Source organism: Mucilaginibacter ximonensis, assembly GCF_042686265.1.
GTDB classification, from domain to species: domain Bacteria; phylum Bacteroidota; class Bacteroidia; order Sphingobacteriales; family Sphingobacteriaceae; genus Mucilaginibacter; species Mucilaginibacter ximonensis.
The window spans coordinates 490,425-514,423 of the sequence record NZ_JBHUPD010000004.1; the positions used below are offsets into that span (position 1 = coordinate 490,425).

Genomic DNA, 23,999 nt, shown 5'->3' on the forward strand with positions numbered 1-23,999 from the left:
TCAATCGGCGCTAAACGTTTGCATATCTATCAGCTTCCGGTACAAACCATTGTTGTTGATCAGTTCCTGGTGACTGCCTTGCTCGACGATCTGCCCGTTCTCCAATACCACAATAATATCAGCATTTTGAATAGTACTTAACCTATGTGCGATGATGAGCGAGGTACGGTTCTTCATCAGGTTATTCAAGGCATCCTGCACCAGTTTTTCTGATTCGGTGTCCAGGGCCGATGTTGCCTCATCCAGCAGCATGATCGGCGGATTGCTCAACACTGCACGCGCAATACAAATACGCTGGCGCTGACCGCCTGAAAGCTTGGTGCCGCGATCGCCGATGTTGGTACTGTAACCATTCTCGGTTTCAAGAATAAAGTTATGGGCATTGGCTATACGGGCTGCGGCCTCAACTTCTTCTTTGGTAGCCTCTGGTTTACCAAAGGCTATGTTATTATAAATGGTATCGTTAAACAGAATTGACTCCTGGTTAACCGTACCCATCAACGCACGTAATGAATGCGCGGTTACATGTTTGATGTCTTTATCGTCAATATAAACTGCGCCTGATTTAGGGTCCATAAAGCGCGGGATCAGATCCATCAAGGTAGATTTACCACCACCCGACGGACCAACCAACGCCACCGTTTTACCACGCTGCACAGTCAGGTTTACATGGGTTAATACCTGGCGTTCGCCGTAGGCAAAACTTACATCTTTAAAATGAATACCTTCATTAAAACCATCAAGCGCTACTGCGTCAGGCGCATCAACCACCTGTGGTTTTTCGTCTATCAACTGCAATACACGCTCGCCTGCAGCAATACCTGAATGGATATTGCTGAATGAATCTGATATAGCTTTAGCCGGTCGGGTAACTTGCGAGAACATACCAATATAGGTGATAAACGCCGCAGCCGTTAAATTGCCCGACTGATGATTTAAAATTAAATAACCACCATACAACACAATACAGGCAATCATAGCCACACCTAATGTTTCGGACGTTGGAGATGCAAGTTGCTGACGGCGAGCCATTGAGCGCGAGATCCTCGAATAATTCTCATTTTCTTCGTTAAAACGTTTTTTAATAAAGCCCGATGCGTTAAAAGCTTTCACAATCTTTATCCCGCTTAAAGCTTCATCCAGATAGCTTATCATATTGCCATAAGTTTGCTGCGCAGCAATAGCCTGGGCTTTCAATCGCTTTACAATACGCGAAATGATAAAGGCCGATACCGGAATAACCAACAGCGAGTAAAAAGTCAGCTTAGCGCTAATGGCAAAAAGCGTTACTATAAAGAATATCAATTGCGCCGGTTCTTTAAAAATAACCTGCAAGGTACCGGTAACCGAATATTGAACCACTTGTACATCTGATGCAACCTTTGATATAATATCTCCTTTGCGCTCATTATTGAAATAGGCCAGGTGCAGGTCCATCACGTTATCAAAAACAGCTTTGCGCAGGTTTAATAAGGTGTGTACACGTAAGTTTTCCATGATACGCTGCGAAAGATATCTGAAAAAATTACCCAATATCACCGAAGCAACCAATATACCGCATACAAACTGCAATGTGGGCCATGCGCCGTAATGCTGAATGTAATAATGCGTGTAATAATCAAAAGTGGCGGCCAGGTCTGTAATATGTGGTTTTGCCGTCGTTGCGGTTGCAGCCACAGTGTCGCAACCCGGTTTATCGGGCTTTGAAAAAAGGGTTTGCAATAAGGGCATCAGCAACGCCAAATTCAGCGTACTAAAAAACACGTATAGCAAGGTGGTAATAATGTATGGAATGGCAAATTTTCCAATTGGTTTAGCAAATGAAAGCAGCCTGAAATATGTCTTCATTAATAAATATAAAAAGTGTGCAAAGTTAACGTAATTATTTAATTAAGTTGTTTTGCTATAAGTGGCAAAATAGCCTGCCACATATTTTCAAGCGTAACTGCAGATATGCATGGAAAAGGTTCATTAGCTTCAGTTTTATAAATACAGAGCCAATTACAGTAGTAGCAGGGCAGTTTTTCATATACACAAACCGGTGCATTAGGCGTGCCTGCAGGATATGGCGCGAAACGTTCAAAATGCCCACCTCCTAAAATGCAAACCGACGGCGTTTGTGCAGCCACCGCCATGTGGATAGCGCTGGTTTCATTAGCGATCAATAAGCTCGAGCCGCCAATGGTATCGATCAACTGCGGGAGGGTAGTTTTATTGATTCTATTTTCAATACTACCTTCAGGTAAATTTTGCATCAAAAATTCGCCGGCTTTTACTTCGCCCGGTCCGCCTATAAGATAAATAGGTTCATTAGTTTCCTGAAGCAAACGCTTAATCAAATCCAAAAACTTTTCGCCTTCCCAACCTCGCTTGAAGGCTCCCGCGCCCGGTAATATGGCTATACCCTTTTTATGATCACTGTTTACTCCAATCCACGGGGCTTTCAGGCTGATCTTTTCGCCGGTCACCGTCTCAAAGAAAAACACGTTACGGTTAAACTCGAAGTAGTTCTCTTTAGATAATGGCAGCAACTGGGTATAAAATTTATCGGTTTTATTTTTATAACGGGGGAAGATACCTTCATTATCACTCTCGTAGCCGATGATCTGTTTAGCAGCAGTTAAAGCGGCAAGACCATCGGTAAGAAAAATGCGCGTGTAGGTAGGTTGCAATACTATCTCGTATTTATTTTTGAACAATCGCCAGCTTAGCTTCAGCGTTTCAAGCGGCGCTTCGTAGTAACTGTTGGGGTTATTGATGAAATAGGTTTCGTTAAGATATTGCTTATCATAAGTTTCATTCAAATCGCGCCATAGCTTGTTCCCCAGCAAATCGATCTGGTAATCACGATATTTTTCTGATTTTTTAAGGACCTCGATGAAGTTTCGAAAGATAATATAATCGCCTATTGCATCGGTCTTGATCAGCAAAAGTCGTTTAGCGGGCTTCCTGAACATCGCCAAAAAGCGAAAAACCGCTGGCACTTTGAGCAGCAAAAAACGGGTTAACCTAAACAGTTTGCGATTCTTGATGTCCATTATTTAAACGCTGCGTCTAACTCCTTATATAACACCTGTTTACTAAAACTGTGATTAAACAGATCTTTGGCAAACTCACTTTGCAGGGCATAAAGTTCATTGTCCTCCAGTAAAGTGATGATGTTTTGAGCAAACACTTCGGGGTCATCGCTTACCAAACAACCGTTCAGGCGTTTGTTAGGCAAGCCATCAACACCGCGCAGGTTACAAACCACCGGCAGTTTATGTGCCAGGGCCTCAACCACCTTTACCTTAACACCCGTACCAGTAAGCATAGGGCATAGCGCAATTTTGGAAGCCGCGTAATAATCATCCAAACTTTCGGCATAAGCCACCCGCTCTAGCTTATATTTTTCGGGAATGGACTTATTGATCAAGCCGATCACACAAATTTTAATATGTTTTGGCAGTAGCGGATACACGTGTTCAAAAAACCACTCGGCCGAGCGTTTATTATGGACGTTGTCGCTTGCTACATAAATGAGGTCGTATTTCTTTTCGAGAGCCGGTTTATCTGCCAGGTGATCTGTATCGATCATCAAAGGCACCAATCTAACCGGCGATTTGCTGAACTGCCCGAACACATATTGCTCCTCAGGCGATATAGCCCATACCTCATCAAACTTATCTAGCCTGCGAATCTCGTCCTCAAAAGTAACCCCCAAATGGAAATTCTTTTTGTATTTGAATTGCGCAGTGATAAAATCGTGGGTATCAATAATCGTCTTAGCACCCTTCAGCAGCGATTTATTGGCGATCAGCCCCGTGCAGGTCACGTAGCTGATAATGATATCGTCATACGTATTCGCCTTCAAAATATCCTCGAAAGCGCTTTTTAACGCAATAGTCATAAATGTCGGAATGTTCGACATAAGCGGATACGACATCCAGTAATAAATCAGATCGCGCAGCTTATTTTTAAAAAAGTAAACTATAGGGTTACCCTTTGCCGGTTTACGCGGTAACAGGTAAACATTATCGGCCAGGTTATTATCCAGCAAATAGTTTATAGTTTCCTGCTCGGTGTCTTTGTCAAACTTTTCGTGTTTCAGGCTGGCAAAATCTACGTGAAAACCGCGCCCTTTCAGGTATTTAAGCAGCTGGATGGCGCGGGTTTTATTGCCTGCGGTTTGTTTGCCTACATTATCAGGAAAAAAGTAGAGTACCTTTCTCATTTAAGCAGTTTATAGTTTCTATACTCGCTTATGCGCCAGCCGGTCAAATCTTCTATTTTTTGGAGCGCCCTGCGGCGGATGGTCATTTTATCTTTCAGCTTTTTAAAGTCGACGTCGAGTTTCCAGTTGGTTGCAGCTATGCGTTTAGCCATTACAGCCGGATGCGTGCCGGTAAAAGGTATCAGCCTGTCGGCATTTTTATAGTCAAACTCAAAAGTCTCCGGAACGTTTTCTTCGATCCAGGCATCGTCATGATAAAACTTATTGAAGTTGCGCAGCTTATTTTTTAACCCCGATGGCGGTTTTACCCAACCGTAATGATAAATATAGGCGTCGATGAGTTTAACGTTGATTTTTCTATCATCCCAACGAAAACCCTGTGCATCGCGGTAGGCATGAATGGCCTTGTTGTTTCGCAGCACGCGTATCTCGCGGCGATACCAACGGCGCGAATGACCATAATAATCGTACGAGCCATAAAAGTGCAGGTATTTGAACAGCAGGCCTTCAACTTCTTTTTTGCCAAGGTTTTCGTCCATAGCCCGTTTAACTACCGGCAAGTATTTTTCGTGCACGCACTCATCACCCTGAATATAAAAGCACCAATCCACATTAGGCGAAATAGCTTGAAAGGCCTTATCAGTCTCCACGGCAAACACCTCGCCGCCGTCGCGCAGGCTTTCATCCCAAACGGTATGAATGATCCTGATCTTTGGCGAATTGATCTCCAGGATCAGTTGCTCGGTTTCATCTTCGCTATTACCCAGGGCCACTACAAATTCATCGCAAATTGGTAAAATGGAGGTGATAGCCTCAACAACCGGATAGTCGTTTTTTACTGCATTGCGTATAAATGTAAACCCTGCAACCTTCATGTAGATGATAATATATGTATAAACCGTTAATTTGCGCTACATAACGGTTCGGGCCAAATATACGGCATCCATATAAATATAGACATTTAAAAAGTGAAAGCAGACGCTCCCAAAATATCCATCATCATTGTAACCTATAATGCGGCCGGTACGCTGCAGGCTTGCCTGGATAGTATTTACCGGCAAAAATATCCGGCATTGGAGGTTGTGGTGATTGACGGCCAAAGCACCGATGATACTGTTAAAATCCTGGAGCAAAACACCGACCATATAGCTTACTGGAAAAGCGAAAAGGACGAAGGCATTTACGACGCCATGAACAAAGGCACCAAACATGCCGGCGGCGACTGGATTTATTTTTTGGGTGCCGATGACGTTTTATTTGACGATTTTACCAACCTGGCTTACGAACTAAAGGACAACCACCTGATATACTACGGCCGCGTCATGACGCTTGGCGGCCCAACCATCCCGGTAAATGAATATGGTTTTGCCAAATATGGTTTATGCCATCAGGCCATGATTTACCCCAGGGCTGTCTTTGACAAGTATCATTTTAACACCCGTTATAAAATCTCCGCCGACTATGCCCTCAATATGGCGCTATACAACAGCGGCGAATTTCATTTTGAATTCCGCGATCATTTGGTTGCCAACTTTAACCAGACGGGTGTATCAAGCACATCGGTAGATAAAGTTTTTGAGAAAGATCGCGGAGAGTTGGTACGCAAACACTTCGGCAATAAAATATGGCTGCGCTTTTTATTTTGGCGGATGAAAAAGAACAGGAAAGACAGGAAAAAGAACTAAGCGAGGTTTTAGAGGACTCCGATGGAGTCAAAACCTGTCTCTAATAATTTCTATAAACACGAGACTCCTACGGAGTCGTATATTGATAAGTTAAGCCACCACATTGAACATCAATGTAGTTCATAGCTGTTGACTTTAGTCAAAGGTAGAAAGGAAAAACGAACCCGGCTTTAGCCCAAATACAAGCGCTTTTGGCTAAAGCCAGTTATTTCTATTTACTATTCCGTTGACTAAAGTCTACGGCAATGAATCAAGTTTGAAGATATCGGATTTGAGTATTAAGCCAGCACATCCTCATACAAGGCCAAATACTTTTTAGCCGAGTTTTCCCAGCTAAACTTACCGGCGTGTTCCATGATGACCGCTGCGCGCTGATTATCCGCCCAATCTTTCATCCCTTTAGTAAAAACCTGCTGCATGTGCGACGGTTCAAAGTTGTCGAAATAATAGGCTACATTGCCGCCAACCTCAGGCAACGAAGTAGCTTTGGCCAAAAAGACCGGCTTGCCGAAGTATTGGGCTTCTATTACCGGTAAGCCAAACCCTTCAGCTATTGACGGAAACACAAAGGCGCTGCAATGTTTAAAATACCAGGCTTTGTCATCGTCGCTTACCGGGCCGGTTATGGTCAACCTGTCCAGGCAATTGTATTTTTTGGCCTCTTCAATAATGCGGGTTTTATGCGGGGTTTCAATACCGGCTATCACCAATTCATAATCGTTACCTGTTAAAAGCGGCGGTATATAATGAAAACCCTTTTGTGGGGACAGCAAGCCGATAGCAAACAAGAAGGGCTTTTGTGGGCGATATTGCGGTTCGTGATTTTCCGGGACGATGAGCTTTTCCGTACCGTTGTGAATTACGCTGATCTTGTCTTTTAGTTCAGGAATGAAACGCAAAATATCATCGGCTACAAATTGAGAAATAGTCACCACCCGGTCGCAAAGCGAGGCGTAATAGCGCAGCTTATTGATGTGTTTATTGATTTTGTGTTGTTTGCTGCCCGGCAGGTGTACCTTATTAATATCATGAATGGTCATGATCTTTTTGGCTTTAACGCGGTAAGGTTTAAGGCGACAGGTTTGGTCTGTGAAATGAATCACATCAAACTTATTCCAATAAGGAAAGAAAACCAGATGCAGGCGATACAGATAAATAATATCAACAAGCTTATTAAAAAAGTAAATGGTATTTTTAAACATGTAATAGGTTAGTTTGAACCTATTATTATTTTCTTTGATCAACGCGTCGCCCAGCCCTTTACCAAAACTGAAATAGCCCGAATTGGGGTTTTTCATGGAATCAAAAGTGACTAATGCGCGTGGCTTTGACATAGTATGGCTTTGCTGCAATTATAAAGATTATCTTAATTTATGTGGCGATATTTTTATTCATTTGTATTAGTATGAGCCCGGCAGCCAATAAACCATTAGACATTTCGAGTTCCGATTTCAAATCGGTGGCCCGCGCGTTGACTATGGTAGAGAATGATTTGGACGGGGCCGATGACTTACTAAAAAATTTACGGTTTGAAAAAGCGACGCCTATTATAGGTATTACCGGTCCGCCGGGAGCAGGTAAAAGCACCTTGGTTAATGCCTTAATTTCATACCTTATTAATATAGGTAATAAAACAGCGGTTTTAGCTATCGACCCAACCTCGCCATTCAACTTTGGTTCTTTATTGGGCGACAGGATCAGGATGGTGAATCATTTTAATAGTCCGGATGTATTTATACGCTCGCTGGCTACGCGTGGCTCGCTGGGTGGCTTATCGGCAAAAACCATTGAGATGACGGACGTGTTGCGCGCCGCGGGATTTGATTATGTGTTGGTGGAGACGGTAGGCGTCGGTCAGTCTGAAATTGAGATTGCTGGTTTGGCTGATATTACCCTGGTGGTACTGGTACCAGAATCAGGCGATGAGATTCAGAATATCAAGTCGGGCCTGATGGAAATTGCCGACGCCTTTATTATTAACAAAGCCGACCGTGAAGATGCCGATTTATTCGCCAATAACCTCGAAAAGATCATCCACCAAAAAGAAGGGCCTGAAATACCGGTTTTCAAAACCATTGCTACCAACAACGATGGCATTGATGCCATAGCGCAGTTTATTACATCGGCACAAAATATCAAAAACACCCGCAAAGAATTTTTGCTGGCTGAAAAAGCCTACAAACTCATCCAGGAAAAGCGCATGGCAAGCATCGACAAAAAAAAGCTCCGGCTTGATATTGCCGAAGCTTTGAATGATGAAGGGTTTAACCTTTATAATTTTGTTTCTAAATATGCGTGATAAGACGCGAAGCATCGCGTCTCTACAATGGTTGGTTCAAATCCGAAATTGAACATCCGAATTCCGAAATCCTCTACGAATTCATAATCTCCTCAATATGGTCAGCCTCTAAAGGTATATCGGCCATTAAATCAATATTACCTCCTTTGGTGATCAGGATATTATTTTCCAACCGTATACCCAGGTTTTCGGCAGGGATGTAAATACCCGGCTCGCAGGTAAGAATGTTACCTACCTCGAAAGGCTTATAACGACTGGCATAGTCATGCACATCAATGCCCAAATGGTGCGAGGTACCATGCATAAAGTATTTTTTATAGGCGGGCATTTTAGGGTCCTGCTTTTCAACATCGTGTTTGGTTAGCAGGCCCAGTCCAATCAGTTCGCTGGTCATGATCTTACCTACCTCTTCATGATACTCGTTCCAGATGGTTCCGGCGACGATCATTTTGGTAGCTTCGCGCATTACGCGCAATACAGCATCATAAACTTCGCGCTGGCGTTTGGTAAAGCGGCCGTTAACCGGTATCGACCGACTCATATCAGCGTTGTAGTTGGCATACTCGGCACCAAAGTCAAACAGAATTACATCGCCATCATTACAAACCTGGTTGTTATCTATATAATGTAATACGATAGCGTTTTTTCCAGAGGCGATAATTGGCGTGTAGGCGTGCCCGGTTGCGCGCTGACGGATAAACTCGTGGATAATCTCGGCTTCAATTTCGTATTCAGTAACGCCAGGCTTGGTAAACTTTAATACGCGCTCAAAAGCATCTTTAGTAATATTGATGGCTTTTTTTGTAAGCGCTATTTCAATTTCAGATTTAACCGGTCGCAGATCGCGCATAATCGGGGCGCTCCTTAAGTAGTTATGCAGCGGATATTTCGTCCGCAGGTCGTCCAGCATACGCAGATCGCGGTACGGAACCGAAAAGCTGAAACGGTCGTTTTCATTAGTATTGATATAGATATTATCAGCATAATTAATAATACTATGTAATATCGTATCGAAATCGCTCAACCAATAAACAGCCTCGATGCCAGAAGCGGCCCTGGCTTCTTCTTTGGTATATTTATGTCCTTCCCACACGGCAATGTGCTCATTGGTTTGTCTTAAAAACAGTACTTCTTTGTATAGAGAATTAGGACAATCGGGAAATAATAAAAGGATGCTTTGCTCCTGATCGATGCCTGATAAATAGAAAAAATCAGCATTTTGCTTAAAAACAAAGGTCTGATCGCCGCTTCTCGGAAACTCATCATTGGCATAGAAGATCGCTACAGATGAAGGTTTTATGCGTGAAACGAAACTTTTTCTATTATTTATAAATAAATTATTATCGACAGGTAAATATTTCATAGCATTAATTTTATTTGTACTATTTATAGAACATTTTTTATTTCTTTGTGTTAGTAACTATGATTTTTGGAATGGAATTTGGTAATCGTTTTCAAACATAATTACTATTTTTGGAAAAAAATCACAATTAAAACATTGTTTAATCTTAAAACTATGAACTATTCTACATTAAAAAAAACAGTCGCTCTTTCTCTTGTTTCTTTGGTGGCAGTAGGCGTAGCCAACGCTCAAACTACAGAAACAACTTCGTCGACTACAACCACTGCCAAGGTATTTGGTGGTGCTGGGCAGTACAATACCTGGAGTATTGGCGTTAACGTTGGCGCAACATCAAACGCTCTTGCAACTGGTGGATCTAACGATTTCAACGGCAAGAAAATACAGTTAGGTTACGGACTGGACATTAAAAAACAATTAGCTCACTCTTTCTCTTTACAATTAAACCTGCGTGGTGGTAAAGTTGAAGGTAAAGCTACCGGTAACCAAACTGATGCTAATGGCGTTCCTTACATCACTGATTACACTACTGGTAACAACTACACTAACTTCTCAACCAAATTTTGGCAAGGTGCTATCTCTGGTGAGGTTAACGTAGCTACTATCGACTACCTACGTCGTGAAAATGCAATTAACTTCTTAGTTAACGCCGGTGCTGGTTTAGTAAACTTTAAACCAACTGTTTACGGTGCAACTACTCCTGGTTTCCCTACTACAGCTTCTGCAACTTACCCAAGCAGCGTAACTGAATTAGTTATCCCGGTTGGCGTTGGTGTTAAATTTAAATTATCTGACGCTGTTGGTCTGAAATTTGGTTACACTGAAAACTTCATCGATAACGATATTTTCGATGGTGTTAAAAAAGGCTATCCTACTAAAGACCACTACTCTTATGGTTATGCTGGTTTAGACTTTACTTTAGGTTCAAAATCAAAACCAAACTTAGAGTGGGTAAACCCGGTAGCTATGATGTATGACGAGTTATACGACGAAGCTTTACGTAAAGAAGTTGAAGCGCTTAAAGGCCGTGTAACTAACGTAGAAAACGCTGTTAACGATCTGAAAAAAGATTCTGACGGTGACGGTGTTGCTGATCAATTTGATAAATGCCCTAACACTCCTGCTGGTACAGTTGTTGACGGTTCTGGTTGCGCTATCGTGTTCCCTAAACCTGATACTACTGCTGCTGCTCCTGCTGCTGCTGCATATTCTAACATCCAGTTTGAATTTGATAGTTCAGTATTGAGAACTTCATCTTACCCAGTGTTAGATGCTACTTCTGCTGATCTTCGTTCATCAGGTGCTAAAGTTGAGTTAGACGGTTTCGCTTCATCTGAAGGTACCGCTGCTCACAACATGGCATTGTCAAGAGACCGCGCTAACTCAGTAAAAACTTACTTAGTTAACTCAGGTGTTGACGCAAAGAAAATCAAAGTAAAAGCTTACGGTGAAACTCACCCAATTGCTGATAACTCAACTGAAGAAGGACGTGTATTAAACCGTCGTGTTCAATTCAAAAGATAATTTTTGAAACTCAGTTATTGAGAAATATAAAGGCTCTCCAATTTTGGGGAGCCTTTTTTGTTTGTATATATTTGTAAGAATATGCCGCAGGCATGTATAAATATCAGGCTATGTACTTTTTCCGTAAAAAAGATCCCAACAGACCTACCAGCTTTAACCTAAAGGTTATGCACATTATTAATGCAACAGCTATCACTGTCTTTTTATTGGGCATAATCTGGAAGCTTGTGCAATGGTTCATCCTGAAAAAACACTAAATAAATCCACTATCAAAATATCATGAAAAAAGTAATTAAAACTGCCGATGCACCCGCTCCTATAGGCCCGTATAACCAGGCTATACAAGCAGGTAATACTATTTATGTTTCAGGGCAGATTCCTCTGCATCCGTTCACCGGCGAATTAGTTACTGATAACATCACATCGGCCACTCACCTGGTAATGGAAAATATCGGCGCCATTTTAACAGCGGCTAAAGCTGATTTTGCCGACATTGTTAAAAGCACCATATTTTTAACCAACATGGCCGATTTTACCGAAGTGAACGAAGTTTATGGTTCATATTTTGAAGATAACTTCCCGGCGCGCGAAACCGTACAGGTTGCTGCATTGCCTAAAGGTGTAAGTGTCGAAATTTCTGTAATCGCTGTTAAAGCTTGATTATACATTGAACGATCAGCCATTTCAAACTCCAATTGAGTATTTAAAAGGCGTGGGTACGGCACGTGCCGATGTACTTAAAAAAGAGCTGGCTATTAAAAATCTGGAAGATTTGCTTGAGCATTTCCCTTTCAGGCACATTGATCGTACGCAGTACTATAAAATCAGAAACATAAACCCCGACCTGCCTTACGTGCAGGTGATAGCCCGCCTTGTACACAAAGAGGTTTTGGGCGAAAAACACACTAAACGCCTGGTGGCACAAGTACAGGACGACACAGGTGTGATGGAACTGGTATGGTTCCAGGGATTAAAATGGGTAGAGAAGAATCTTACGGTCGGCAAAGCCTATATTTTGTTTGGTAAACCCGGCTTGTTTAATGGCAAGGCGCAGATGTCGCACCCGGAGATTGATCTTTACTCGCCCGAAGCCATGCAACGTAAGGGCAATATGACGCTGCAACCGGTGTACAGTTCGACCGAAAAGCTGAAACAATTTAGCCTGGATAGTAAAGGCATTCAAAAGTTGGTGTCAAACTTGTTAGAGCAACACGCCAAAGACATCCGCGAAAACCTGCCGCTGTATATCATCAACAAGTTTAAGCTGATGAGCCGGGCCAATGCTTTTAAAAATATCCACTTCCCGGAGGATGCCAACAAACTTGCTGAAGCTAAATATCGCCTTAAATTTGAAGAGCTTTTCTTTTTACAGTTAAAGCTGTTAAAGAATAAGCTATTGCGGGTGCAGAAGTTTAAAGGCAACATCTTTGATAAAATAGGCCCTTACTTCAATGAGTTTTACAACACCAAATTACCGTTCGACTTAACCAATGCCCAAAAGCGCGTTCTGCGCGAAATAAGACTAGATACTCAGCGTGGCGTACAAATGAACCGCCTGTTACAAGGTGACGTAGGCAGCGGCAAAACAGTGGTGGCCTTAATGACTATGTTGATGGCTATTGATAACGGTTTTCAAACCTGTATCATGGCACCTACCGAGATTTTGGCCACCCAGCACTATCAAACTATAAAAAATTTGGTGGGAGAAGATTTTGTTGAAGTAGCGCTGCTAACCGGGTCAACCAAACCAAAAGAACGCAAAATCATCCATCAAAAGCTAGAAAACGGCGAGCTTAAAATTTTGATAGGCACGCATGCTTTGATTGAAGATAAAGTAAAGTATCAAAACCTGGGTTTGGTAGTTATTGACGAACAGCACCGCTTTGGCGTAGAACAGCGTGCCAAGCTTTGGAAAAAGAACATCATTCCACCACATATATTGGTAATGACGGCCACGCCTATCCCGCGTACGCTGGCCATGACCTTATATGGCGATCTGGACGTATCGGTAATTGACGAGCTGCCGGCAGGACGTAAGCCCATTAAAACACTTCATTTTTATGAAAACAGCCGTTTGCGGGTGTTTGGTTTTATGAAGGAAGAAATTGCCAAAGGACGGCAGGTTTATATCGTTTATCCGCTGATACAGGAGAGTGAGAAACTAGATCTGAAAAACCTGATGGATGGTTATGAGGTAATATCCCGCGAATTCCCGCTGCCCAAATACAGATTAAGCGTGGTATACGGCAAAATTAAACCTGAAGAAAAGGAGTTTGAAATGCAGCGCTTTGTGAAAGGCGAGACGCAGATCATGGTGGCTACAACGGTTATAGAGGTGGGTGTGAATGTACCTAATGCTTCAGTGATGATCATTGAAAATGCGGAGCGATTTGGATTGTCGCAATTGCATCAGCTTAGGGGCCGGGTGGGTCGGGGTGCCGAGCAATCGTACTGCATACTCATGAGCAAGGATAAACTGAGTCCTGACGGCAAAATACGCTTAAACACCATGGTTAAAACTAACAATGGTTTTGAAATAGCCGAAACCGATTTACAATTACGCGGCCCTGGAAATATCGAGGGCACCCAGCAAAGCGGTTTGCTCGACCTGAAAGTAGCCGACCTGTCTGCCGATCAGGACCTGCTGATGCAATGCCGCAAATGTGTGGAAGACATCTTTGCCACAGACCCACAATTGACATCGCCGGAAAATCAAATTCTCAACAGGGCCTTCATGGCAAAAAACGCAGGGTTGAGCTGGGACAAAATATCATAACAATCCATACCATTGATCAGCCTTATCCAAACTGAGCTGTAAAGTAATTATATTGTCTTAAAATCTTTTAGACTGAAAACTTGGTGTTTGAATTGTAAATTTGCGGCATGGCAGATTCTGACAGTCAACCTCAACAAAAACCCGATTCATTTATAGCGCTTCGTTATAAAGATTTTCGCTCATATTTGGGCATTCGTTTCTTCTTTACCTTTGCTTATCAGATGCAAACCACCGTGCTGGGGTTTTACATCTATCAGCTTACACATAGTAAAGTGGCTATTGCATTTGTTGGCCTGGCTGAGGCCATACCGGCTATAGGCATTGCTTTATACGGTGGCTACATTGCCGATAAGTATGAAAAGCGCAAAATGTTGCTGCTGATTTATTCGGGGGCATTTTTGGCGGCTTTGGTTATGTTTACCGTAACGCTTGACAGCATACGAGCTTATTTATCAGCCGGATGGATTTTGCCGGTGATGTATGCCATGATTTTTTGCAACGGCGTAATGCGTGCATTTTATGGCCCCGCTGCATTTACCGTTTATGCACATAGCGTACCCCGCGAAATATATCCTAACGCCAGCACCTGGAGCAGTTCAAGCTGGCAGGCGGCCTCTATTTTGGGGCCAATGGCCGGTGGATTTATTTATGGTTTTTCAAACAGAATTGTGCCTGAGGTAAGCGGTATAACAGCTACTTTTTTTACCATATTGGTTTTCCTGTTAGTGTCTATAATATTAGTTTACAGGTTACGCAAATACCCACCGGTTTTCGTACCAAAGGAAAACATCTGGAAAAGCCTTTCAGAAGGGATTAGCTTTGTGTTTAAAAACAAGATCATGCTTTATGCCATGAGCCTTGACCTGTTCTCGGTATTTTTTGGCGGCGTAGTGGCATTACTACCAGTGTTTGCGTTGGATATATTAAAAGTAGGTTCTGAAGGCTTGGGACTAATGCGTATGGCTGCCTCGTTGGGCGCGGCAATTACCATGATCACCATGGCCCGCTTTTCGCCTATGGACCGACCGTGGCGCAACCTACTGATAGCTGTGGCAGGTTTTGGCTGCAGTATTATAGGCTTTGGTCTATCGCGAAGCTTTTACCTGGCTTTGATATTTTTATTTGCCCAGGGAGCGTTTGACAGCGTAAGTGTAGTAATACGCGGAACATTGATGCAATTGCTTACGCCAGACCATATGCGCGGTAGGGTATCTGCAGTAAACTCCATGTTTCTAAGCTCATCTAATGAGATCGGCGATTTTGAATCGGGTATGGCAGCTAAGTTGCTGGGTACCGTGCCCGCTGTATTGTTTGGAGGCAGTATGACTTTGCTGATTGTTAGTGTAACTTATTTTAAGTCAAAAAAGTTGATACCTTTATCGTTACAAGAAATATCGACACCTGAAACCGAAGCAGAAATCACATGAAATACCTGAACATAATTGGCCAGACACTACTAACAATGGCCTGTTGCGTAGCTTTTAATTTGTTTTGCGATAAATTCTGGTTCAGGGAAAAAATGGATTTATACCATGTAGGCGGAGCAGTATTTCGAGGATTAGTCATCGGGCTTGCAATGACCGCTTTAAAACACAGGCGGAAAAGCCGCATTTCTGCTCAACTAGATCGCTGATCCTTTATAATTGTAGAGATGGATGTTAATCCACCTCTACAGAATATTTCTCGCCAATTTGTTGCCGCCACATGGCGTAATATAATCCCTTTTGATCTAACAGATCTGAGTGTTTACCCGATTCAGTGATACGGCCTTTCTCCAGCACATAAATCCTATCAGCATGCATTATGGTTGACAGACGGTGAGCAATCAGGATGGTGATATGGTTATCCAATTCTGACACATCTTTTATCGTCTCGGTAATCTCTTCTTCGGTTAATGAATCCAATGAGGATGTCGCTTCATCGAACACCAGCAGGTCGGGTCTGCGCAACAGGGCACGGGCTATGGATAAGCGTTGTTTCTCACCTCCCGATACTTTCACGCCGCCCTCGCCTATTACGGTATCCAAGCCTTGCGATGCACGGGCCATCAGTGTTTGGCACGCAGCACGCTGCAATACATCCAAACATTCTTCATCGGTTGCATCAGGACGAACAAACAACAAGTTTTCACGTATGGTTCCAGAAAACAATTGGGTGTCCTGCGTAACAAAACCAACACGCTCGCGCAGTTGATCCAGATCAATTTCTGAGCTGTCAATATCGTTATAGCTTATACTGCCTTCCAAAGGTTGATACAGGCCCACCAGCAGTTTCACCAGCGTGGTTTTACCCGAACCCGACGGACCAACAAAAGCTATGGTTTCGCCCATTTTAGTTTCAAAGCTAATTTGATTTAATGCGTTGCGATTAGCCGTTAAATGTTTAAATGTAACGTTATCAAAAGTCAGCTTACCAATCTTTTCAACCAACACTGGTTTTGCCGGCTTTTTATCAACCGGAGTAGTGGTAATACGCTCAAAATTAGCCAGCGATACCTGCGCTTCGCGCCAGGTAACTATAACATTGCCCAACTCTTGTAAAGGGTTAAATAAAAAGAAGGAATAGAATAACAAGCTTAAATACTGTCCGGCCGTGATCGTCTTGTCATGTATAAGCAATAGCAAAACCACCACCATAGTACTGCGCACAAGGTTTACGGTAGTACCCTGTACAAAGCTCATGCTGCGCACGTATTTTACTTTTTTAAGCTCCAAACCCAGAATTTTGTAGGTAGTGTTGTTTAAGCGGCCGATCTCTTGTTTAACTAAACCAAGGCTTTTTACCAGCTCAATGTTCCGCAACGACTCGGTTGTTGAACCTGCCAGGGCGGTAGTTTCAGATAAAATACTGCGCTGTATGGTTTTAATACGACGACTCAACGCAGTACTCACAAAACCAATAATAGGGATGGCTGCCAGGTAAATCAACGTCACTTTATAACTCACAAATAAGGAGTAAACGATAACGAAGGTCATACCGGTTAAACTGACAAATAATATCCCGATAAAGGCGGTGATGAAGGCCTCGCTGTCGGTACGCACTTTTTGCAAAATCCCCAGGGTTTCGCCGCTACGCTGATCTTCAAAAACCTGGTACGGCAGCTCAAGCGAGTGCTTCAGGCCGTCGGCATACATTTTAGCGCCGACCTTTTGGGTGATGATATTGGTAAAATAATCCTGAAAGTTTTTAGCTATACGCGAAACCATTGCGACGCCGATGGCCATCCCGACAAATTTTAAAGCGCCGTGCAGGTATTGTTCCAATGATAGTTTATCGCTCTGATTAATTACAGAGTCAAGTATGCGGCCCGATATATAAGGATCAAGCAAGGAAAAACCGATGTTCATTGCTGCCAAAAACAAGGCAAAAACAACGGTTTTACGATGTTCTTTAAGGTATGATAAAAGTATATTCATTCAACTATTGCGTTTGTGCGTCAAAAATAAAAAAAGGGAATGGCTAAGTAGCTCATTCCCTTTAATTTGACATTGCATCCATTTTTTATTTAATTTTATAATAATGAAACCGCACTTAACCTTTATCACATTACTGTGCTTTTTATCGCTAACTGCCTTTGAACAAAAGCAATGCGATTTTCTTGGCCCGCTGCATTTTAAAAATGGAAAAGCTACGGTAATATTTAAAGCCATTTATATTGGCTATACCGAAGCCAACACCCCGGATATAATTGAGCAACTACATGAAAAAAAGATCATCAACGGAAGAAAATATGCCAACGTTGACACTAAAAGCGAGGGCGGCATTGGCGGCACCGACATTGATTTTTCAGTGGACAATTGCCCGGTATCTTATTACGCCACGGTTGCCAAAAACATCGACCTGAATAAACTTAGATGGATGCAAACCATCTATATGAAATGCACTGTTTATCAGGGTGTCAAAAACGACCGTGGCCAACCATATTTTACGGTTGAAGATATAAGCTATTCAAGTAGGGACCTGCCCAACATAGATGCCATCGGTCCATTTATGTATATCAAAAATCCACCTGACGATGAAAACCGACGCTGGTTCAGCAATGCTGAACCGAATGATTGTCTGATTGCGGTATCTCCCAAAAAGGCGCTCATAGAAACTTCAGACAAGAAATATCATAATTTCAAATTCTTGAAACATACCGAAATAAAGGGCGGCTATGTTGATCTTTACAAAAACGGAAATGAATCTCTTGAATTAAACATTAACCATATAATTGATGATGGCACCACTATTGCAAAGTCAACCGGCAAAGCTACGGTAACCGTGAACCATAAGAGCACAACTTTCAGCGTTAACGGTATGGGCGACGACAATCATCATCATCAAACAAAATAATAGCAATAAAAAAAGGCCACCCAAATACCGGACGGCCTTTTTTTATTTCCAGACGTAGTTAATTACACCGTCATAATATCTTTTTCTTTAGCATCTGACAGCTGGTCAACTTTCACTATGTAAGCGTCAGTAAGCTTTTGAATTTCAGCTTCTCCGGCTTTCATTTCGTCTTCAGAAACACCTTCAGATTTTAGTTTTCTGATTTTCTCATTAGCATCTTTACGCACGTTACGGATAGCAATTTTACCATTTTCGGCCTCGCCTTTTGCTTTTTTAACCAGATCGCGACGGCGCTCTTCCGTCAGAGGCGGAACGTTAATACGGATCACTACGCCATCATTTTGCGGGTTAACGCCCAGGTTTGCCTCCATGATAGCTTTTTCAATAGCATTCAGTAAAGATTTTTCCCATGGTTGCACTACAATGGTTCGGGCATCGGGTGTGTTAACACTGCCGACCTGGCTTAGCGGAGTAGCACTGCCATAGTAATCAACAAATATATCATCTAACATTGACGGGCTTGCTTTACCCGCACGTATTTTATTTAGCTCGTTATCTGCATGGTCAAGTGCGCGATCCATCGCAGCTTTGGCTTCGGTTATTTGTTTCTTAACGAGTTCGCTCATTGCTTTATCTTTTTTGACAAAAATAGTAAAATCTATGAAATAGCCTATGTTGTATCAATAACGAAGCTACAGGCTTCAGGCTATAATCATTACTTCACCAAAGTACCAATATGTTCGCCATCGGCAATTTTTTGAAAGTTGCCCGGTTTGTTCATGTCAAATACAATAATGGGTAATTTATTTTCCTGGCAAAGGGTAATGGCTGTCATGTCCATCACGTTCAGGCCTTTGTCATAAACTTCCTGAAAGGTAATTTCGTCGTAACGGGTTGCATTTAAGTCTTTCTCCGGATCGGCCGTATAGATACCGTCAACACGGGTGCCTTTTAACACAACGTCAGCCTTAATCTCAATAGCACGCAGAGAAGCGGCAGTATCAGTAGTGAAATATGGGTTACCGGTGCCTGCACCAAAGATTACGATTTTACCCAATTCAAGATGGTGCATAGCACGGCGGCGAATGTAAGGCTCACAGATCTGCTCCATTTTAATTGCCGATTGCAAACGGGTTTCAACACCGACGCTCTCCAATGCATTTTGCAAAGCCATGCAGTTAATCACGGTAGCCAGCATGCCCATATAATCGGCCTGCGCACGGTCCATACCTGATTTTTCAGCGCTTAATCCTCTAAAAATATTACCGCCACCTACTACAACCGCTATTTCGACGCCTTTGTCATAAACGTTTTTAATATCTTGGGCGTATTGCAGAACTTGTTTGTTATCAATACCGTACTGCCTGTCGCCCATTAAAGACTCACCGCTTAGTTTTAGTAATATTCTTTTGTATTTCATGGATTATGGAGTTTGTCAAAAATATATAAATAAAGCTTCTGTTAAAATTTTATGTGGTTTTTATTAACCCGCCCAGTATTACATGGTGTATGTTGAAATCATCATCAAAAACAATCAGGTCGGCAACGCAGCCTTTGTTTATTTGCCCTCTATTTGCTGCGCCTACAAGTTGTGCCGGATATAGCGAAGCCATGTTAACGGCTTCCGGCAAGTCAATGTCCACTAGTTCCACGCAATTTTGTACGGCTTTTAGCATGCTGAGTGATGAACCAGAAAGTGTTCCGTCAGGCATTACGTACCTGTCGCCCTTAAATTTATGCTGATAAGTGCCCTGATCTGATTCGGTAACCGCGTCGGTAATCAGAAACAGCTTATCGGTCAATTCCCGTTTAGCCAAACGCACCATTACCGGGTCGACGTGGATACCATCAACCACAATGCTGGTAAAAGGGCGCTCTTCAAATATCGCAGGGATATAGCCCGGGTTTCGGTGATGCATAGGCGGCATAGCATTAAATAAATGTGTGACAGCCTGTATTGGTTTATTTAAAAATACTTTACCCTCTGTATAAGTAGCATTACTATGGCCGGATGATAACACAATACCTTGTGCATGCAGATATTCAATTACATCAGCATCCTGCAGCTCGGGCGCAATAGTGATCATTTTGATCAAGCCCTTAGCTTTTTCGACCCAGCCTTTTACTAAAGTTAAAGTCGCCTTTTTAATTAACGCAGGTGGATGCGCGCCACAGCGTTCGCTATTTAAGAACGGCCCTTCCAGGTGTAAACCCCAAAAGTTGCCCAATCGATTATCCCAATGTTGTAATGCCGCGTCTATACCACGCGCAACCACATCATCAGTATTGGTAGCTATCGTCGCCAGGAAACCGGTACAACCCTGAGCCAATAGCGATTGTTCCATTTGCGCCAAAGCAGCTGCCGATGGATTGCCGCCAAAAAAAAGAGGAGAACCACTGCCGTAAATTTGCAGATCAATTAAACCCGGCGCAAGGTAATTATTTTGCAGGTCGATCTGCTTAACATCGGCAGGAAGCTGTGCATCTGCTATAATGTCTACGATCTTATCATTTTCAATTATAACAGCCTTACTGGTGGCTATCATGCCATCGGTTATCAGCCTTAAATTGTGTAATGCAGTTTTCATGGTCCCCTCTAAATATCTCCCGGAAGGGGAGACTTTATTATTTGATTTAATTATATATTAAAAAGCCCGCCCTACCGGGGAGGGTTGGGTGGGACAGCAAAAAAAAATCCCCCGATTTTCATCGGGGGATTCAATATGACTAAGCTCCTAAAGCTACTCGTTTAAAGGCTGTTACGGTAAGGCCTTTCTCAACCGCATCTAAGAATTGCGATACGTTTTTCGAAGAATCCTTAACAAACTCCTGGTTTAACAGGGTTGAGTCTTTGTAGAATTTATTCAATTTACCGGCGGCAATTTTTTCAACCATTTCTTCTGGTTTGCCTTCTGCACGGATCTGGTCTTTAGCAATTTCCAATTCGCGCTCGATAGTAGAAGCATCAACACCGTCTTTATCTAAGGCAATTGGGTTCATTGCTGCAATCTGCATTGCAACGTCTTTACCAGCATCTTCAGCACCGTCGACGTTTTTATTCAAAGCTACCAATACACCTAAACGGTAGTTACCGTGAATGTAAGCAACAACTTTCTCGCCTTCAATAACTTCAAACTTAGAAACACCGATTTTTTCGCCGATTTTACCGGTTTTTTCGATGCAAGCCTCAGCGATTGTTAAACGTGAGTTTTCCAGGTCGATTGACAATTGGTTCAACTCTTCAACTGATTTGGGAGCTTGTTCAACTGCTTCGTTAGCTATTGCGTTAGCAAAAGCAACAAACTCAGCGTTTTTAGCCACGAAGTCGGTTTCGCAGTTTAACTCAATGATCACACCGCGTTTGCCATCGGCAGAAGTACGAGAAACAACCACACCTTCGTTAGACTCGCGGTCTTGACGGCTGGCAGCTACTTTAGCACCTTTTTTTCTTAAAAAATCAATAGCAGCTTCAAAATCACCATTGGTTTCAGTTAAAGCTTTTTTGCAATCCATCATACCGGCACCAGTTTGCTGGCGCAGTTTGTTTACATCTGATGCAGAGATTTGTACTGTAGACATCTTTTGTTTTCCTTTTTTATAAGTTAAAAGTCGTAAGCCCAAAGTCTAAAGTCATTGACGACTATAGGCTCCAGACTTACGACTAAATATTATTATTCTTCTGTTGTATCGTCAGCAGCCGGAGCTTCTTCTTCGATAGCAGCAGCAGCTTCAACCGGCGCTTTACGCGCTCTTTTGCCTTCGCCGGCAATGGTCGGTTTGTCAGCACCTTCAGGAGCGTCGGCTTTTGCCTTAGCTTGAGCTGCTTCTTTTTCAGCTTCGTCGTCTTTCTCGCGTTTACGCTCTTCTAAACCTTCTTCGATAGCTTTGATGATGATGCTGGTGATCAATGAAATTGATTTTGTAGCGTCGTCATTAGCCGGAATAGGAAAATCGATATTTGAAGGATCAGAGTTGGTATCAACCATTGCAAAGGTTGGGATGTTTAACTTTAATGCTTCAGATACAGCGATGTGCTCTTTCTTAACGTCAATCAGGAACAATGCAGCCGGTAAGCGGTTCAAATCGGCAATACCACCTAACAAAGTTTCCAATTTGATACGCTCACGCTGAATCATCAATCTTTCTTTTTTAGAAAGGTTGGTGTAAGTACCGTCTTTAGTCAATTTGTCGATGTTTGACATCTTTTTGATTGACTTACGTACGGTAGCGAAGTTAGTTAACATACCACCTAACCAACGCTCGGTTACGAAAGGCATGTTTACTGTTTTTGCATGCTCAGCAACGATGTCTTTCGCTTGCTTTTTAGTAGCTACGAATAAAACTTTACGTCCTGATTTTACAATTTGTTTTATAGCTGCAGCAGCTTCTTCAACCTTTGATAAGGTTTTATTTAAATCGATAATGTGGATACCATTACGCTCCATGAAAATGTACTGTGACATTTTCGGATCCCATTTGCGGGTAAGGTGACCGAAGTGTACACCTGCGTCCAGTAACTCGTCGTATGTTGTTCTTGCCATTGTGTTGTCCTCCTTAAAATATTAACGTTTACTGAATTGGAATCTCTTACGTGCTTTCTTGCGACCTGGTTTTTTACGCTCAACCATACGGTTATCACGAGTCATTAAACCTTTAGCACGCAATGCAGGTTTCTTTTCAGCATCGAGTTCAACAATAGCTTTAGCAATAGCTAAGCGTACTGCTTCTGCCTGGCCTTTAACACCACCACCTGCTACGTTTACTTTAACATCATATTGTCCGGCAACACCGGCAACTTCTGTTGATTGAGTAACTACGTATTGCAATGGCAATGTAGGGAAGTATTCTTTGTAATCTTTACCGTTAACGGTAATAGCACCGCTACCTTCGCTAAGGTAGATACGTGCAACGGCTGTTTTTCTTCTGCCTGAAGTGTTAGTTGTTGGCATTTCTTTTTCCTTAGAGTTTTAAATTAAATGGCTTTTGGGTTTTGAGCTGCGTGAGGATGTTCAGCGCCTGCATAAACGTGCAGGTTGTTAAACAATGCTTTGCCCAAACGATTTTTAGGTAACATACCACGTACCGCTTTTTCAATTACGCGGGTTGGATGTTTCGCCATTAACTCCTTAGGAGAAATGAAACGCTGACCGCCCGGATAGCCGGTGTAAGAAACATATTGTTTATCGCTAAACTTGTTTCCGGTCAATTTAACCTTGTCTGCGTTGATAACGATTACATTATCGCCGCAGTCTACGTTTGGGGTAAAATCAGGCTTGTTTTTTCCACGGATGATCATTGCGATCTTAGTAGACAAGCGCCCCAAAATCTCGCCTTCTGCGTCAACAACAACCCATTGTTTGTTAACGGTTTTTTTGTTGGCTGAGACAGTTTTGTAACTTAACGTATTCACTTGCTTTAAATTAAATTATTAAAATGTTAATATAACCCCGCTTTTTCGGGACTGCAAAGATACGCTTATTTACTTTACTTGCAAGGGGTTTTGCGGGTTATTTTAATGATTTTGTAAAGTTGCTTTTTGAAGTGTAATGTTAAAGCTTTAAATTTGGATATGAGCATTGTCGTAAACCCACATAATCAACAAGAAGAATCAAAGTTATTAGCCTTTCTTGACAGCATGAAATATGATTATGTTAAGGAAGATGATACTGATAATCTTTTGCTTGGCGATAAATTATAATGTACCAGCTTCGGGTTCTTGAAAGAGCAAGAAAAGACATGCGCCAATCTGCCGATTGGTATGAAAGTCAACAACAAGGTTTAGGTGAAAGATATTTACTGGAAGTTGT

General features: G+C 42.4%; 23 protein-coding genes. 9 read left to right on the forward strand and 14 right to left on the reverse strand.

The features are described 5' to 3' along the window. From ACFS5N_RS19235 to ACFS5N_RS19250, 4 genes are read right to left on the reverse strand one after another with little or no spacing between them, the layout of a single operon-like run. Complete coding sequence (locus tag ACFS5N_RS19235) at window positions 1–1,848, reverse strand: ABC transporter ATP-binding protein (protein WP_377189673.1); 1,848 nt, start codon at window positions 1,846–1,848, stop codon at window positions 1–3. 38 nt (window positions 1,849–1,886) lie between these two features. After that, on the reverse strand, window positions 1,887–3,038 hold the full coding sequence (locus ACFS5N_RS19240; RefSeq protein WP_377189676.1) for a glycosyltransferase family 9 protein: 1,152 nt from the start codon (window positions 3,036–3,038) through the stop codon (window positions 1,887–1,889). After that, on the reverse strand, window positions 3,038–4,213 hold the full coding sequence (locus ACFS5N_RS19245) for a glycosyltransferase (RefSeq protein ID WP_377189679.1): 1,176 nt from the start codon (window positions 4,211–4,213) through the stop codon (window positions 3,038–3,040). Before ACFS5N_RS19245 ends, ACFS5N_RS19240 begins: the two co-directional genes overlap by 1 nt. Beyond that, entirely contained in the window at window positions 4,210–5,088 is an 879-nt protein-coding gene (locus ACFS5N_RS19250) for a glycosyltransferase family 2 protein (RefSeq protein WP_377189682.1), read from the reverse strand. Before ACFS5N_RS19250 ends, ACFS5N_RS19245 begins: the two co-directional genes overlap by 4 nt. Before the next feature lie 93 nt (window positions 5,089–5,181). Here ACFS5N_RS19250 and ACFS5N_RS19255 point away from each other — a divergent pair, with 93 nt between their 5' ends. Continuing rightward, on the forward strand, window positions 5,182–5,898 hold the full coding sequence (locus ACFS5N_RS19255; protein WP_377189685.1) for a glycosyltransferase family 2 protein: 717 nt from the start codon (window positions 5,182–5,184) through the stop codon (window positions 5,896–5,898). Between the two features lie 278 nt (window positions 5,899–6,176). Here ACFS5N_RS19255 and ACFS5N_RS19260 read toward each other — a convergent pair whose 3' ends face one another. Next, on the reverse strand, window positions 6,177–7,232 hold the full coding sequence (locus tag ACFS5N_RS19260; protein WP_377189688.1) for a glycosyltransferase family 4 protein: 1,056 nt from the start codon (window positions 7,230–7,232) through the stop codon (window positions 6,177–6,179). A gap of 71 nt (window positions 7,233–7,303) precedes the next feature. Between ACFS5N_RS19260 and meaB the strand changes: the two genes are divergently transcribed. Next, window positions 7,304–8,197 (forward strand): methylmalonyl Co-A mutase-associated GTPase MeaB, encoded by an 894-nt coding sequence (gene meaB / locus ACFS5N_RS19265; protein WP_377189691.1) that lies wholly within the window; start codon window positions 7,304–7,306, stop codon window positions 8,195–8,197. Between the two features lie 73 nt (window positions 8,198–8,270). Here meaB and ACFS5N_RS19270 read toward each other — a convergent pair whose 3' ends face one another. Next, entirely contained in the window at window positions 8,271–9,560 is a 1,290-nt protein-coding gene (locus tag ACFS5N_RS19270) for an aminopeptidase P N-terminal domain-containing protein (protein ID WP_377189694.1), read from the reverse strand. Between the two features lie 153 nt (window positions 9,561–9,713). On the opposite strand from ACFS5N_RS19270, the gene ACFS5N_RS19275 reads away from it, so the two are divergent. From ACFS5N_RS19275 to ACFS5N_RS19295, 5 genes are all read left to right on the forward strand, one after another. Then, entirely contained in the window at window positions 9,714–11,081 is a 1,368-nt protein-coding gene (locus tag ACFS5N_RS19275) for an OmpA family protein (RefSeq protein WP_377189697.1), read from the forward strand. Window positions 11,082–11,191: 110 nt separating this feature from the next. Continuing rightward, a complete protein-coding gene (locus tag ACFS5N_RS19280; protein ID WP_377189903.1) occupies window positions 11,192–11,338 on the forward strand; it encodes a DUF6728 family protein in 147 nt (48 codons plus the stop codon). Window positions 11,339–11,360: 22 nt separating this feature from the next. Then, the gene (locus tag ACFS5N_RS19285) at window positions 11,361–11,741 is read left to right on the forward strand and encodes a RidA family protein (RefSeq protein ID WP_377189700.1); all 381 of its coding nucleotides are present in this window, start codon (window positions 11,361–11,363) and stop codon (window positions 11,739–11,741) included. Window positions 11,742–11,748: 7 nt separating this feature from the next. Beyond that, entirely contained in the window at window positions 11,749–13,857 is a 2,109-nt protein-coding gene (gene recG, locus ACFS5N_RS19290; protein WP_377189703.1) for an ATP-dependent DNA helicase RecG, read from the forward strand. 107 nt (window positions 13,858–13,964) lie between these two features. Further along, entirely contained in the window at window positions 13,965–15,284 is a 1,320-nt protein-coding gene (locus ACFS5N_RS19295; RefSeq protein WP_377189706.1) for an MFS transporter, read from the forward strand. Between the two features lie 231 nt (window positions 15,285–15,515). On the opposite strand, the gene ACFS5N_RS19300 is transcribed toward ACFS5N_RS19295, so the two are convergent. Continuing rightward, window positions 15,516–17,273, reverse strand: a complete 1,758-nt coding sequence (locus tag ACFS5N_RS19300) for an ABC transporter ATP-binding protein (protein WP_377189709.1) — start codon at window positions 17,271–17,273, stop codon at window positions 15,516–15,518. Between the two features lie 103 nt (window positions 17,274–17,376). Between ACFS5N_RS19300 and ACFS5N_RS19305 the strand changes: the two genes are divergently transcribed. After that, window positions 17,377–18,192 (forward strand): hypothetical protein, encoded by an 816-nt coding sequence (locus ACFS5N_RS19305; protein ID WP_377189712.1) that lies wholly within the window; start codon window positions 17,377–17,379, stop codon window positions 18,190–18,192. Between the two features lie 62 nt (window positions 18,193–18,254). Here the strand turns inward: ACFS5N_RS19305 and frr are convergent, their stop codons facing one another. The 7 genes from frr to rplM form a co-directional block, all read right to left on the reverse strand. Next, entirely contained in the window at window positions 18,255–18,818 is a 564-nt protein-coding gene (gene frr / locus ACFS5N_RS19310) for a ribosome recycling factor (RefSeq protein ID WP_377189715.1), read from the reverse strand. Between the two features lie 89 nt (window positions 18,819–18,907). After that, window positions 18,908–19,612, reverse strand: coding sequence for a UMP kinase (pyrH, locus tag ACFS5N_RS19315; RefSeq protein WP_377189718.1), 705 nt, complete (start codon window positions 19,610–19,612; stop codon window positions 18,908–18,910). Window positions 19,613–19,661: 49 nt separating this feature from the next. Continuing rightward, the gene (gene nagA / locus ACFS5N_RS19320) at window positions 19,662–20,780 is read right to left on the reverse strand and encodes an N-acetylglucosamine-6-phosphate deacetylase (protein ID WP_377189721.1); all 1,119 of its coding nucleotides are present in this window, start codon (window positions 20,778–20,780) and stop codon (window positions 19,662–19,664) included. Window positions 20,781–20,919: 139 nt separating this feature from the next. Then, entirely contained in the window at window positions 20,920–21,771 is an 852-nt protein-coding gene (gene tsf / locus ACFS5N_RS19325; RefSeq protein ID WP_377189724.1) for a translation elongation factor Ts, read from the reverse strand. A 92-nt stretch (window positions 21,772–21,863) separates the two neighbouring features. Next, a complete protein-coding gene (gene rpsB, locus ACFS5N_RS19330; protein WP_377189727.1) occupies window positions 21,864–22,733 on the reverse strand; it encodes a 30S ribosomal protein S2 in 870 nt (289 codons plus the stop codon). Between the two features lie 21 nt (window positions 22,734–22,754). Then, entirely contained in the window at window positions 22,755–23,141 is a 387-nt protein-coding gene (gene rpsI, locus ACFS5N_RS19335; RefSeq protein ID WP_377189730.1) for a 30S ribosomal protein S9, read from the reverse strand. Window positions 23,142–23,164: 23 nt separating this feature from the next. After that, entirely contained in the window at window positions 23,165–23,602 is a 438-nt protein-coding gene (gene rplM, locus ACFS5N_RS19340) for a 50S ribosomal protein L13 (protein WP_377189733.1), read from the reverse strand. Window positions 23,603–23,761: 159 nt separating this feature from the next. Here rplM and ACFS5N_RS19345 point away from each other — a divergent pair, with 159 nt between their 5' ends. After that, window positions 23,762–23,890: a hypothetical protein gene (locus ACFS5N_RS19345; RefSeq protein WP_377189736.1), complete on the forward strand. Its 129-nt coding sequence runs from the start codon at window positions 23,762–23,764 to the stop codon at window positions 23,888–23,890. Window positions 23,891–23,999 lie beyond the last annotated feature (109 nt).

Excerpts from the sequence above, each read along its gene's own strand:
- ACFS5N_RS19260 (WP_377189688.1), bottom strand. The coding sequence starts at position 7,232 with ATGTCAAAGCCACGCGCATTAGTCACTTTTGATTCCATGAAAAACCCC.
- ACFS5N_RS19295 (WP_377189706.1), top strand. The coding sequence starts at position 13,965 with ATGGCAGATTCTGACAGTCAACCTCAACAAAAACCCGATTCATTTATA.
- rpsB (WP_377189727.1), bottom strand. The coding sequence starts at position 22,733 with ATGGCAAGAACAACATACGACGAGTTACTGGACGCAGGTGTACACTTC.
- ACFS5N_RS19235 (WP_377189673.1), bottom strand. The coding sequence starts at position 1,848 with ATGAAGACATATTTCAGGCTGCTTTCATTTGCTAAACCAATTGGAAAA.
- pyrH (WP_377189718.1), bottom strand. The coding sequence starts at position 19,612 with ATGAAATACAAAAGAATATTACTAAAACTAAGCGGTGAGTCTTTAATG.
- ACFS5N_RS19250 (WP_377189682.1), bottom strand. The coding sequence starts at position 5,088 with ATGAAGGTTGCAGGGTTTACATTTATACGCAATGCAGTAAAAAACGAC.
- ACFS5N_RS19300 (WP_377189709.1), bottom strand. The coding sequence starts at position 17,273 with ATGAATATACTTTTATCATACCTTAAAGAACATCGTAAAACCGTTGTT.
- ACFS5N_RS19240 (WP_377189676.1), bottom strand. The coding sequence starts at position 3,038 with ATGGACATCAAGAATCGCAAACTGTTTAGGTTAACCCGTTTTTTGCTG.
- ACFS5N_RS19245 (WP_377189679.1), bottom strand. The coding sequence starts at position 4,213 with ATGAGAAAGGTACTCTACTTTTTTCCTGATAATGTAGGCAAACAAACC.
- ACFS5N_RS19280 (WP_377189903.1), top strand. The coding sequence starts at position 11,192 with ATGTACTTTTTCCGTAAAAAAGATCCCAACAGACCTACCAGCTTTAAC.
- ACFS5N_RS19270 (WP_377189694.1), bottom strand. The coding sequence starts at position 9,560 with ATGAAATATTTACCTGTCGATAATAATTTATTTATAAATAATAGAAAA.
- ACFS5N_RS19345 (WP_377189736.1), top strand. The coding sequence starts at position 23,762 with ATGAGCATTGTCGTAAACCCACATAATCAACAAGAAGAATCAAAGTTA.
- ACFS5N_RS19275 (WP_377189697.1), top strand. The coding sequence starts at position 9,714 with ATGAACTATTCTACATTAAAAAAAACAGTCGCTCTTTCTCTTGTTTCT.
- tsf (WP_377189724.1), bottom strand. The coding sequence starts at position 21,771 with ATGTCTACAGTACAAATCTCTGCATCAGATGTAAACAAACTGCGCCAG.
- meaB (WP_377189691.1), top strand. The coding sequence starts at position 7,304 with ATGAGCCCGGCAGCCAATAAACCATTAGACATTTCGAGTTCCGATTTC.
- frr (WP_377189715.1), bottom strand. The coding sequence starts at position 18,818 with ATGAGCGAACTCGTTAAGAAACAAATAACCGAAGCCAAAGCTGCGATG.
- ACFS5N_RS19285 (WP_377189700.1), top strand. The coding sequence starts at position 11,361 with ATGAAAAAAGTAATTAAAACTGCCGATGCACCCGCTCCTATAGGCCCG.
- ACFS5N_RS19305 (WP_377189712.1), top strand. The coding sequence starts at position 17,377 with ATGAAACCGCACTTAACCTTTATCACATTACTGTGCTTTTTATCGCTA.
- nagA (WP_377189721.1), bottom strand. The coding sequence starts at position 20,780 with ATGAAAACTGCATTACACAATTTAAGGCTGATAACCGATGGCATGATA.
- rpsI (WP_377189730.1), bottom strand. The coding sequence starts at position 23,141 with ATGCCAACAACTAACACTTCAGGCAGAAGAAAAACAGCCGTTGCACGT.